The following is a 12,551-nucleotide window of genomic DNA, read 5'->3' as shown; positions in this document are numbered from 1 at the left end:
AGATAGTGATGTTTCCATCGTTATCTTTACCTCACCATAAAGATAAATAATAAGGAGTCCGCAAAATGGGTGGACAACATGGTCATGATCATAGTCATGCTGTAGTGACTGAAGGTAATGCTAAGAAATTAATGATTGCTTTAGCACTGACTTCAACATTTTTAATTGTTGAGGTCGTTGCTGGATTAATTACACAAAGTTTGGCATTACTCTCCGACGCTGCGCATATGTTTACCGATGCCGCTGCTCTGGCAATTGCTCTGATTGCAATTCAGATTGCGAAGCGTCCAGCCGATAATAAACGTACTTTTGGTTATCAGCGCTTTGAAATTTTGGCTGCATTATTTAATGCGCTCATGCTGTTCGTAGTGGCAATTTATATTTTATATGAAGCTTATATTCGCTTCTCTAAGCCGCCTGAAATTCAAAGTGTGGGTATGCTCATTGTGGCAACCATTGGTTTAGTGATTAACCTTATCTCAATGAAAATCCTCATGTCGAGTGCCAATAATAGCTTAAACGTGAAAGGTGCTTATTTAGAGGTGTTGAGTGATGCACTAGGCTCGGTTGGCGTTATTATTGGTGCAGTTGTGATTTACTTCACCAACTGGTACTGGGTCGATACGATTATTGCGGTATTGATTGGTTTTTGGGTATTACCAAGAACTTGGGTTTTACTGAAACAAAGTATTAATATTTTGCTCGAAGGCGTACCTGAAGAAGTCGATATCGAAAAGTTACGTGCAGATTTATTGTCTTTAAATGGTGTTGAAAGTATTCACCAACTCAAGGTATGGGCGATTACTTCTAAAAACATTCATTTAACTGTGCACTTATTTGCGCCTGAAGCTGACCGTACTAAGCTCTATCAAGATGCTGTTGAAATGCTTTCTCATGAGCATGGTATTGGCGAAGTGACATTGCAAATTGAAGATGATGCCGAGATCAATTGTCAGCATATCGCTCAACATGCTTCACATGAACATGATGAGACTGATAAAGAACATTCACATCAGCACTAAGCTGATGTGAATACTTTTTTTAAATTTCCCATTCGTGATTGCAGTCACGACATTTCCAATGTTTTTGTGACTGCATAAATGCTTGCATAGACAATTTAAAGTCCGGCAAATCACGCCAGAACATAACCCCCGCCCCTAGAGTCACAACAAAAACAACGACCGTTGCAATTTGTAGAGAAGTGCCTGCACCATTGCCAAAAATCCACATAAAAATACTAATTACAACCAAGAGTAATAGTACAAAAATGGCAGGAACTAAAATCACTAAGCTCTTAGGCACAACAGGTTTGGCACTGTTAACACCTTGGCTTACTGGCATAATTTTAACACTTTGACATTGAGGGCAACGATATTGCATGACAGCTCCACATTAAATTTGAATCTATTCTAACGGAAATGCAAAGAAAGGAAAAAAATTGTAGGGCTTTTAAAAAGTGACATAAAAGTTAGATATAAAAATACTTTTTTGAAACAAGCATATATGAAAAAATGATGATTTATGCGTACACATAAAAGTTAAAATAGTACCGCAGAGCATGCTAATCTAGATAAAAACCAAGTGTGTTCAACACTGGAAATGAGCTGAAAAGCTGATTAATGGGATGCGAAAGAAATATAAAAAGGAGAGGGACTTGGGTCAAGAAGATGACAATAAGTCGGAGCCTATAACGACATCAACAGTTTCAGGGAACCCTGACCCTATAAAACTGTCATTCTCACGCCGTTTGCTGCATAAGACCTTGCAACATGCTCATGATGCCGTCGGATTTGCTAGTGATACGACACGTAATCTTGCAGAGGTTGCAGATGCAGCCTTAGATGCTTTAGACCATGTAACAACTCATACAAAGCGTGGAGTCGTTGGCATGACCAATCTGGCAGCAGGAACTGTTAGAGATATGGTCTCTGAAACCAGTGAAACTGCGCGTCAGGTTGCGTTAATTATGGCCCGTACTTTTCTAGGTAAGAGTACGCTGAATTTATATTTGCCTGAAATGCTGTTAAATAGCCAAATTCGTAAATGAATAGATCGGTCAGAAATTGATGATATTAAAGTTCAATGTGGCAATGATCGGTTTCAGGTTGAAATCGATGGGCACTATCACCGTTTCCTATATCGGCTGAGTTTAGATTTTCGGGTATTGGAATGCCGTATTGGGCAAGAAAAATTCTTACGTTTACGTCAAATGGATGAAAGCCTAGATGTACAAATTCGACATGGTGGAACATTGTCGAATTGGGCAGTCCGTCGTATCGGACGAGTAGGTTTCGAAGTCATTAACATGTTGCCTATACCATCACTGATTAATCATTTGATTCGTGATATTCCGGGTATTCAACGTGATGGTCACCGTATGTGGTTTATTGACCTTGAACAGGCAGGGTTTATTGATTTCATTAACAACCGTTCATGGATGGTAGAAAAACTTTTAAGCTTGACAGACTTTAGTATTTTACCGGGACTCAATATTTTGAGGGAAAGCCGGGAGCTTGTGCAGCAACTGGTAGATCAATTCGAAATAAAAGGACTACGGGTTCAATCAGGTCGTCTTGAAGTCCAAGTTGGAATTGCGAATTAAATTATATAAATGAGAAGCTGATTGATGATCAGCTTTTTTATTGCGTACATAAGAAAAAAGCCACTGTCTTCATGCAGTGGCTTTTTAGAATTTGGCGTCCCTACGGGGATTCGAACCCCGGTTACCGCCGTGAAAGGGCGATGTCCTAGGCCTCTAGACGATAGGGACTTATATGAGGCATACATCTGAAAAATATTGGCGTCCCTACGGGGATTCGAACCCCGGTTACCGCCGTGAAAGGGCGATGTCCTAGGCCTCTAGACGATAGGGACTTATATGAGGCATACATCTGAAAAATATTGGCGTCCCTACGGGGATTCGAACCCCGGTTACCGCCGTGAAAGGGCGATGTCCTAGGCCTCTAGACGATAGGGACGTTTCAGAGGTGGGCGTATATTAGGTCGATTTAATAAAAGTGTCAAATAGTTTTCTGAAGAAATATTAAAAAAAACATTCAAGCGCTTAAAAATAACTCAAATTGTAGAAAATATAGGCATTTATGGCTAATTTTTATTGAAAAGGTTCAATAATTGCTTTGATGACTGCATGGTGTTGTAAGTACCCTACAATTTCATGGGGTTGGTTCGCAAAAGTAAAAATTTCTTGATTGATAATTGGTGGAGTGAAATTAAAAGGTGCTTCACTTAATGGGAAAGCTGTTAAAAAATCATCTTTTGAGTAGAAATTATACCAATCGCCATTGAGGCATTTTGGTCGTTCAATCGGAATAGGGAGTTTACTTTGGATCACCCGAAAAGAAAGTGGTGAAGCTAAGGTAACAAAGCGTTGTACTGAAAAGTGATAAGCCGGGTCTGATAACAAGTGAAATGCGATCACGGAACCTAAAGAGTGAGCGACTACAATACAATCTTCATCATCATGCATTTGTTTTAAAATTCTTTGATGAACTTCGTACATAAAATCAGGATTAGATAAGTACATGTAAGTTTCAATCAAGAATTGTTGAATTAAGCTCTCATGTAATTTAGGAAAATTATTTAAAAGAACCACCATTTCTTTAAGAACGCGATCTTTTACTAACTGTGAAGTCAGATATAAACGTTCTGATAAGCTTTCTGTGGGTTGATCGGGGGAAAGAGGAAGATGTGGCACAAAAGGAGTATGTTCCTTAGGTGTGTTGGCTTGTGAGTGTAAATGAATAGGCAAATGAAAGTTAAAGGATTTTGGAAGTAAGGTGTTTAAATCTAATTGATTAGAGAGTTGATATTTCGTCATTAAATCGCCATAAAAAGGCATGTGTATATGTAAATCTCTTAAATTAACTCTACAGTGCAATTGTTTTAAGCCCAGTTTAAAGACTCTTAGCCAGTGCTCTTTTAAACGATGTGCTGTGTAATTTTGTTGATTCATCCCATGGATAAATATAATTTTCATTGTATACAAGGAATTGTTTTTAATATAAATTTTAATCTACAACGGTAGATTCTATAAAGCCAGTATCTAAACAAAAAAAAGTGTAGCTTTTTGCTACACTTTTTAATTACAAGCACTTAGGCCTTATGGCGATAAAAAATAAAATAACTGATATAGCATAAAGCCGTAAAAATTAAGCAACCTACAAAACCTGCTCGCATTTGAGGGTCTGCTGCCATACTTAAACAGGTAATAAAGCAGAATAGAAAACCCAAAATTGGGACAATAGGAAATAATGGTGCAGCATATTTTAAATCTTTAACCGTATGTCCAGCTCGGTACCAGTGTCTACGGAAATTGAACTGACTTAAACAGATACTCATCCAGACAATAACCATGGTGAAAGCTGCAACGCCGAGTAAGTTTTTAAAGATGGTTTCAGGTGCAAACTGTTCCGATAACAAACCTGGGATTGCGCCAAACATGGTGACTACTAAAGCAACAATAGGTGTCCCACTTTTTGAAAGCTTGGCAAATACACTTGGAAGAAGCTTTTGTTCTGATAAAGACCACATCATGCGTGAAGCGGCATACAAACCCGAATTGGCGGCTGAGAGCAGTGCAGTAATAATTACAAAACGAATGATATCATCTGCATATGGAATACCAATGTAATTAAATACAGTAACGAAAGGACTGCTACTTACACTTTCACTGCTTAAGCCTGCAAGCTGGAAAGGGAGTAATGCACTGATCACAATAATGGTACCGACAAAGAAAATAAGAAGGCGCCAGATTGCAGCATTAATCGCTTTAGGGACGTTTTGTGCAGGATCTTTAGTTTCACCAGCAGCCACACCAATTAGTTCTGTCCCAGAGAACGCAAAATTCACAATCAGCATGGTAGTAAAGATAGGGAGGAAACCGTGTGGGAACCAGCCTTGGGCTGTTAAATTACTAAACAGAGGAGCAGTTTGAGCGCCATGAAAAGGAATTAAACCAAAAATGGCTAATAACCCAAGCACAATAAAGGCAATAACGGTAACAACCTTAACAAGCGCTAACCAGAACTCAGATTCAGCAAATACTCGAGTTGAACTAATATTTAGCCCAAAAATCGTCACTGCAAAAATAAGTGTCCAGATCCACATTGAAATTTGCGGCAACCATTCCTGCATGAGTAGGGCAGCGGCGGTAAATTCGGTCCCTAGCGTTGCTGTCCATGTTAGCCAATACATCCATGAAATCATGTAGCCTGTACTTGGACTAATGTACTTTTGGGCATATGCACCAAAAGAGCCAGAAACAGGCATGTGCACAGCCAGCTCGCCTAAACAGAGCATAACCATGTAAGCAATTGCACCCCCAAGAATGTAGGCAATAATTGCGCCAATAGGTCCAGTTTGTGAAATGACTTCCCCTGAACCCAAAAATAAACCAGTACCGATTGCACCGCCTAGCGATAACATCACAAGGTGGCGAGTACTCATGGCTCTTTTTAAAGGTGCAGTACTGTTCTGATGCTGAGCATCTAGTTGATTGTCAGATGGCTGCATATTACACATTGAGAGAATTTAAGAAAGACGCTATTTTAGATAAAATAGACAAATGTGCAATCAAGAAGGTGTCAAAGAATAGACAGGAAGGTGACGATAGAGTCTTTAAAAGGAATTTTTAAAATAGAAAATGGCGTCCCTACGGGGATTCGAACCCCGGTTACCGCCGTGAAAGGGCGATGTCCTAGGCCTCTAGACGATAGGGACTTGATGAGGCAAACACAAAGGATCTTGGTGGAGCCAAGCGGGATCGAACCGCTGACCTCTACAATGCCATTGTAGCGCTCTACCAACTGAGCTATGGCCCCAGTTTGTGTGAGCGCAATATTAGGGTGAATGCGCCCACACGTCAACAAAAAAATGAATTAAGCTTCGCTAGTTGCTTCATTTTTCGGCAGTTTTAAGCTTTCATTGAGCTTTTCCCAGTTTTTCACCTCTTTTTTACTCGGTGCACCAACAATTTCTAATGCATGTCGTAAGCGAGCAAAGGTTAAATCTGGACCAAGCGTAACCATTGATTGCATAACTGGTGTTGAACTGGTTGAGCCAGCAATTGCGATAAAGAAAGCAGGCATAAAATCACGTAGTTTAATACCCATTTGATTTGCCAAGTCCATTAAGGTTTGGCTAACCGTGTCATTATTCCAGGTAAACTGACTTTCAAGACGCCAAATAGCAAATTGTAAGCTTTGGCGAACTTGTTCTTGAGTCAATTTTTTACTTTCAAACATTTCGGCTGTAATTTGTGGCATATGGTTAAAGTAGAAACCAGCCCAATTTACTGCTTCAGAAAGTAAATTAATACGCGGTTGAATTGCAGCAGCAATATCTTCTAATGTATTGCGGTCACTCTTCCAAGTAAGTAAACGGTCTAGTAGCTGGCCTGGTGTTAAACCTTTAATCCATTGACCATTTAACCAATTGAGTTTTTCAACATCGAAAATTGGGCCGCCTAAAGATACACGTTGAATATCAAAGTGATCCATCATGTCTTGCAGGGTAAATACTTCACGCTCATCTGGCATTGACCAGCCCATACGGCCTAAATAGTTGAGTAAGGCTTCTGGCAGAACGCCGATATCGCGGTAGTAGTTAATTGATGTTGGATTTTTACGTTTAGATAACTTCGACTTATCTGGATTACGTAGCAATGGCATATGGCAAAGTGTTGGCATTTCCCAACCAAAGTATTGGTAAAGCAACTGATGCTTCGGTGCAGAAGGAAGCCATTCTTCACCACGTAATACATGAGTGATTTCCATTAAATGGTCATCAACGACATTTGCTAAATGGTAAGTTGGTAAACCATCAGTCTTAAGAAGGACTTGCATGTCGACTTGTGCCCAAGGAATTTCTACTTCCCCACGGAGTAAGTCGTTAAATTTACATACACCTTCTTCTGGAACTTTCATACGGATGACATGAGGTTCGCCTGCTTCTAGGCGGCGAGTTACTTCTTCTTGAGAAAGCTTTAAACCGCGGCCATCATATTTTGGTGTTTCACCGCGAGCCTGCTGTTCGGCACGCATTTGATCAAGTTCTTCTGCTGTAGCGAAACAGTAAAAAGCATGGCCTTTTTCAACAAGTTCTAACGCGTATTGCTTATAAATTCCCATACGCTCTGATTGGCGATAAGGCGCGTGTGGGCCACCCACATCTGGACCTTCAGACCAATTTAAACCTAACCAGCGTAAAGAATCTAAAATCATTTTTTCAGATTCTGGTGTAGAGCGAAGTTGGTCTGTATCTTCAATTCTTAAAATAAATTCCCCGCCATGTTGTTTCGCAAAACACATGTTGAATAAGGCAATGTAGGCAGTACCAACATGAGGGAAACCAGTAGGAGAAGGTGCAATACGAGTACGAACTTTCATAGATAATGGGTCAAAATAAAAATTGAAACTATTATAACGAAAAAGCCCAGTATTCTGACGTTTTTATTTAACGGCAGACTGGGCTTAATTTGAAACGATGAGGGGCCGTTTCAAATATTAAGAAGTATGTGGCTGGAAGATGGCCTGAACAAAACGTGAAAAACGTTCATGCTGTGCAGCAAGAAAATTTTGAGTAGGTGTCACACGAATAGTGTTAAGTACTTTTAGCTCATCATCTGTAGATGGTAAGGCTATAGTATTGCGTTTTTGTTGGTCTAGCGCTTTTTCAATAAGCGAAGACTGACGGTCCGAAACGCTTTTGCTCGGTGTATCTTTGAGTGCTGCGGCAACAGATAATTGTGATGCAAAACTGAGCACCAAACCCAAACTCAAAGCTTTTCCATACTTAGTTTTCATTTTTTACTCATCCCCTCAGTACGTACATTTCGTCTATTTTTTGAGTTTAACCAAATGTAAAATTACGGTAACGCTACGATTCAAACATAAATTTTAATAAAAAAGTAGAACTATGTCACACTTTTTACAAAAAACACCTTTATTTCACCTTGGTATCTTTTAAAAGTAGCCTATCTGTATCCATTACGTCTCATTATTTAACAAATTAATGTGTAGATAAAGTGAAGACTATAAATAAACTATAAGAATAATTACAAAACTTTTCGAAATTATGAATAAAAACTAAGCAAAATTTATATCGTTTAAAGTGATTAGTAAACCTTGAATTGTTATAAGTATTTGATGGAAAAATGAAAACATAAAAATATAGTATAGTTTAAAAATGAAATTGGTTTTTATAAATGAAAAGAATAGCAATAATTACGGTCGCTACATATATGGGGTTAGCCGTAAGTGCAGTACAGGCTGCGACTACATTTTTAAATGTTTCTTATGATCCAACCCGTGAATTTTATCAAGAATATAATCAGGCTTTTGGAAAATTCTGGAAGCAACGTACAGGTCAGGACGTTGATTTTAAACAATCCCATGGTGGCTCTGGGAAACAGGCTCGAGCTGTAGCGACAGGCCTTCAAGCAGATGTGGTGACCTTGGCTTTAGCGAATGATATCGATGAAATTGTTAAAGCCGGATATATCCAACCGAACTGGCAAAAAGAGTTTCCTAATAACTCGGCACCTTATACATCTACGGTTGTATTTTTGGTTAGGAAAGGTAATCCAAAGAATATTCGTGATTGGAATGACTTAACTAAACCTGGTGTTGAAATTATTACGCCTAATCCGAAAACGGGGGGAGCGCCGCGTTGGATTTATCTTTCTGCATGGGGATATGCTTTAAAACAGCCGGGTGGAAATGATGCCAAAGCAAAAGAGCTGGTTAAAAAACTTTATCATAATGTCAAAGTGCTAGATTCTGGAGCACGTGGCTCGCTGACTACATTTGCTGAGCGCGGAATAGGAGACGTTCTACTCTCTTGGGAGAATGAAGCATTATTGGCAACTAAAGGGCTTGATAAAGATAAATATGAAATTGTTTATCCATCCATTTCAATTTTGGCAGAGCCTTCTGTTGCGATTGTAGATAAAACAGTCGACAAGGACGGTAACCGTACCTTGGCAAAAGGCTATCTTAACTTTTTATATTCACCTTTAGGACAAGAGTTGGCCGCTAAACATTACTTCCGACCACGTAATCCTCAGGTCGCTGCAAAATATGCAGCACAATTTCCAAAAATTAAATTATTTACGATTAATGATGTTTTTGGTGGGTGGGCAAAAGCTCAGCAAACTCACTTTGCCAATGGAGCCATCTTCGATCAGATTTATGAAGGGAAATAGTAGAGATAAATATAGCTAGAGTAGCCGTTTAAAAATTACTTAAACTTTTAATATTGAAGCAAGTGAACCTGAAAAGGTGAGCTTGCTTTTTTATTTTGCTTAAAAAATGCAAAGAAAACGGTTTTCTCTATGAAAAATTAATATTTTCCTACAAAAAGCCGTTTGGTGTTCATCGTAAACAAGGTGATAATGTACAGTTACATTTTTACGCTATGATTTAACTCCTATGTCGCATATTTCTGTCTTACTTTTTGAGACCGTTGAAAGCTTATTGGCAGATCGCACAACTGGGGTGTATATCGATGCAACCTTTGGACGAGGTGGGCATACACGCTTATTATTGTCGAAACTCGATGAAAACGCTCGAGTATATGCCTTTGATAAAGATCCTCAGGCTCTAGAAGTTGCAGCCGCTTTAGCACAAGAAGACCCGAGATTTACCATTATTCATGCAAGTTTTGCTGATATAAAAGAAAAAATGCAGGAAATTGGGGTGCAAAGTGTCGATGGAATTATGGCAGACTTAGGCGTATCTTCTCCTCAATTAGATCAGGCAGAACGCGGCTTTAGTTTTATGCAAGATGGCCCTTTAGATATGCGTATGGATAACTCTAAAGGTTTGACTGCTGCTGAATGGTTACTTGAAATTGAAGAGGAACAGTTGGCGAATATCATTTATCAATATGGTGAAGAACGATATAGTCGACGTATTGCTAAAGCAATTAAACAAGCTGGAAAATTAGATACGACAGCACAACTGGCTGAACTTGTAAAAACAGCTCATCCAAAATGGGAAAAACATAAGCATCCGGCGACACGTACTTTTCAGGCTATTCGTATTGCTATTAACAAAGAACTAGATGATATTGAAGTGTTTTTACCGCAAGCTGTAGACTTGCTTAAACCAAATGGACGTTTGTCTGTGATCAGCTTCCATTCGCTTGAAGACAGGTTGATTAAACAGTTTATTCAAAAAGAATCAACGCTTGCAGAAGATTCTGGTTGGGGGATGCCTCAACAGCAGGTTGATACGAGAAGATTAAAGAAAATTTCACGGGTTCGTGCGAGTGAAGAAGAAGTAAAAGCGAATCCACGTTCACGTAGTGCATGGCTTCGGGTTGCTGAACGCTTGGAACAAAAAGGCGCGTAATGAAAAGCAGTGATGAAATCGAAACCACAGAAAATAAAGTGGTCAAAAAAGTTGTGATATATACAGTCATGGTGGCGTTGGTTTTCATCAGTGCCATGATGGTGGTATTGCAAGTATTTGAATATCGTCATGATTATAGAGAGTTAAGCTCTTATATGCGTGAACGTGATGACCTCAATGCTGAATGGGGACGTTTATTGATTGAGCAACAAACATTTGGTGCGACTGCTCAAATTGGTACGCGTGCTGTGACACAATTACGAATGTTTTCGCCACCGGCTGCAGAAACGGTGGTAATTTCTTTACCGATGACCTCAGAGCAAAATAAGTAAGGCCTTGCTGTATGGTAGATAAGCGAACAAAGCAAACACGAAAAAAACAGCAGTCTATTTCGGAAAAACCAAGTCTTGCCTTTGATATGTGGCGGTTTTATCTGCTCTGGGCAGTGGTGCTCCTGTGTTTTGTGGTATTAATTGCACGTGCATTTTATGTTCAGATCATTAATAAGGACTTTTTACAAAATAAAGCCAATGCCAATATTTTGCGTACTGAACGTGTAGAAGCTATGCGTGGTGTAATTAGTGATCGCCACGGTGTGCCTTTAGCGATCAGTAGTCCAATCATGAAAATTGTGATGGACCCACGTGATTATTTTGAAACTAAACATTTATATGATCAAATTTCGGCTGAACTAAAACAAGATCCAAAAAATCGTAAATTAAAACGCCAATTACCAGATAAAAATTTAAACTTAGATGAGCTTGCCGATGTGGTCGGTGTTGATCGTGCTGACCTTAAGAAACAGATGAATGCGCGTCCGCGTTCTCGTTATTTAGTTTTGAAAAAAGAAGTACCGCCGCAACAAGCTGACCTCATTATGAAAGGTAACTTCCAAGGGGTTTATGCAGAAAAAACTTACAAACGCTATTATCCGCAGCCACAACCAAATGCCCAAATTATTGGTTTGACTAATAGTGAGGGTCAAGGTGTTGAAGGCCTAGAAATGCAGTTGAATAAGCAGCTTTCTGGAGTAGATGGCGAACAAAAAATTATTCGTGATAAGCGTGGTAATCGTTTAAAAGTTTCTGAGGTGATTCGTGAGGGCGAGCCGGGTGAGAATATCACTTTAAGTATCGACTCTCGTTTACAGTACATTATGTATCGCGAATTGACCGCAGCGGGTGTTGCGAATAATGCACGTTCAGCAACGGCTATTGCGGTTGATGTTAAAACGGGTGAGATTTTGGCAATGACCAGTTGGCCATCTTATAACCCGAATGATAAGAATGGCTTGTCTAATAAAGATGCTATGCGTAACCGTGGTGCGATCGATATGTTCGAACCGGGTTCAACCATGAAGCCATTTACTATTTCTGCTGCATTAGAAACTGGTCAATACACACCAAATACGATTGTAAATACCTCTCCTGGTTCAATGCGTTTAGGTTGGCATACTATTCGTGATACCCATAACTATGGGGCTTTGACCGTAACAGGTGTGATTATTAAGTCTTCAAACGTGGGCTCTGCAAAAATTGCATTATCACTTCCAAAAGAGACCTTACCGACCTTCTTTAATCGTGTTGGTTTTGGTAAGCGTTCTGCTGTGAAGTTCCCAGGGGAAAGTTCTGGTTTAGTACTTCCTGTAAATAAATTAAACTCTTCTCAAATTGGTACCATGGCTTATGGTTATGGTCTAAACGCAACTATTCTTCAGCTGGCACAAGGCTATGCCATGCTTGCAAATCATGGCGTCAAAATGCCATTAAGCTTGCATAAATTAGATCAGGCACCTAAAGGGGAGCAAGTTCTTAACCCGAAAATTGCTGATCAAGTCTTGTTAATGCTTGAACAAGTGACTATGCCGGGTGGTACAGCGACACAAGCCAATATTCCAGGCTATCGAGTAGGCGGTAAAACAGGTACTGCTCATAAATTGCGTGCTGATGGTAAAGGCTATTCAAATAGTGAATATCGTGCTTTATTTGCCGGCGTTGCACCAATTAGTGATCCGCGTTTAGCTGTTATTGTGGTTGTGGAAAATCCACAAGGTCGTTACTACGGTGGTTTGGTTGCTGCCCCAGTTTTCGCTCGTATTATGCAAGAGTCACTACGTTTAATGAACGTGCCGCTTGATAAGCCACTTAATACTCCACAAAATCCTATTCGCAGGTAAGC

10 protein-coding genes, 5 tRNA genes and 1 pseudogene are annotated in these 12,551 nt (G+C 39.6%); 6 read left to right on the top strand and 10 right to left on the bottom strand.

Annotated features, from left to right (window positions below; genetic code table 11):
- The first annotated feature begins 65 nt into the window (after positions 1–65).
- Complete coding sequence (locus tag J671_RS09995) at positions 66–1,022, top strand: cation diffusion facilitator family transporter (RefSeq protein WP_002051646.1); 957 nt, start codon at positions 66–68, stop codon at positions 1,020–1,022.
- Positions 1,023–1,041: 19 nt separating this feature from the next.
- Here J671_RS09995 and J671_RS09990 read toward each other — a convergent pair whose 3' ends face one another.
- Complete coding sequence (locus J671_RS09990) at positions 1,042–1,380, bottom strand: membrane protein (protein WP_031982136.1); 339 nt, start codon at positions 1,378–1,380, stop codon at positions 1,042–1,044.
- Between the two features lie 274 nt (positions 1,381–1,654).
- Between J671_RS09990 and J671_RS0104360 the strand changes: the two are divergent.
- Positions 1,655–2,602, top strand: a pseudogene (locus J671_RS0104360) (hypothetical protein).
- A gap of 92 nt (positions 2,603–2,694) precedes the next feature.
- Here J671_RS0104360 and J671_RS09985 read toward each other — a convergent pair.
- From J671_RS09985 to J671_RS09945, 9 genes are all read right to left on the bottom strand, one after another.
- A tRNA-Glu gene (locus tag J671_RS09985) sits at positions 2,695–2,770 on the bottom strand.
- 28 nt (positions 2,771–2,798) lie between these two features.
- Positions 2,799–2,874: transfer RNA gene (locus tag J671_RS09980), tRNA-Glu, on the bottom strand.
- A gap of 28 nt (positions 2,875–2,902) precedes the next feature.
- A tRNA-Glu gene (locus J671_RS09975) sits at positions 2,903–2,978 on the bottom strand.
- Positions 2,979–3,112: 134 nt separating this feature from the next.
- The gene (locus J671_RS09970; RefSeq protein ID WP_080660957.1) at positions 3,113–3,997 is read right to left on the bottom strand and encodes a hypothetical protein; all 885 of its coding nucleotides are present in this window, start codon (positions 3,995–3,997) and stop codon (positions 3,113–3,115) included.
- A gap of 116 nt (positions 3,998–4,113) precedes the next feature.
- A complete protein-coding gene (locus J671_RS09965; protein WP_031982134.1) occupies positions 4,114–5,532 on the bottom strand; it encodes an amino acid permease in 1,419 nt (472 codons plus the stop codon).
- Positions 5,533–5,663: 131 nt separating this feature from the next.
- A tRNA-Glu gene (locus J671_RS09960) sits at positions 5,664–5,739 on the bottom strand.
- 25 nt (positions 5,740–5,764) lie between these two features.
- Positions 5,765–5,840 (bottom strand) — tRNA-Ala (locus J671_RS09955).
- Between the two features lie 57 nt (positions 5,841–5,897).
- Complete coding sequence (gene gltX, locus J671_RS09950) at positions 5,898–7,406, bottom strand: glutamate--tRNA ligase (protein ID WP_002051704.1); 1,509 nt, start codon at positions 7,404–7,406, stop codon at positions 5,898–5,900.
- A gap of 117 nt (positions 7,407–7,523) precedes the next feature.
- Positions 7,524–7,823: a hypothetical protein gene (locus tag J671_RS09945; RefSeq protein ID WP_031956437.1), complete on the bottom strand. Its 300-nt coding sequence runs from the start codon at positions 7,821–7,823 to the stop codon at positions 7,524–7,526.
- Between the two features lie 401 nt (positions 7,824–8,224).
- Here J671_RS09945 and J671_RS09940 point away from each other — a divergent pair, with 401 nt between their 5' ends.
- The 4 genes from J671_RS09940 (at position 8,225) to ftsI (ending at position 12,549) form a co-directional block, all read left to right on the top strand.
- Entirely contained in the window at positions 8,225–9,223 is a 999-nt protein-coding gene (locus J671_RS09940; RefSeq protein WP_031982132.1) for a sulfate ABC transporter substrate-binding protein, read from the top strand.
- 226 nt (positions 9,224–9,449) lie between these two features.
- On the top strand, positions 9,450–10,373 hold the full coding sequence (rsmH, locus tag J671_RS09935; RefSeq protein ID WP_031982130.1) for a 16S rRNA (cytosine(1402)-N(4))-methyltransferase RsmH: 924 nt from the start codon (positions 9,450–9,452) through the stop codon (positions 10,371–10,373).
- Positions 10,373–10,705, top strand: coding sequence for a cell division protein FtsL (locus J671_RS09930; protein ID WP_002051754.1), 333 nt, complete (start codon positions 10,373–10,375; stop codon positions 10,703–10,705). The genes rsmH and J671_RS09930 overlap by 1 nt, the downstream gene beginning before the upstream one ends.
- Positions 10,706–10,716: 11 nt before the next feature.
- Positions 10,717–12,549, top strand: a complete 1,833-nt coding sequence (gene ftsI, locus J671_RS09925; RefSeq protein WP_002051677.1) for a penicillin-binding protein PBP3 — start codon at positions 10,717–10,719, stop codon at positions 12,547–12,549.
- The last annotated feature ends 2 nt before the right edge of the window (positions 12,550–12,551 follow it).

This window comes from Acinetobacter sp. 1130196 (assembly GCF_000588095.1).
Lineage (GTDB): Bacteria > Pseudomonadota > Gammaproteobacteria > Pseudomonadales > Moraxellaceae > Acinetobacter > Acinetobacter nosocomialis.
The sequence above is the reverse complement of the archived record's forward strand: the minus strand, read 5'-3'. Positions and strand labels throughout refer to the sequence as shown.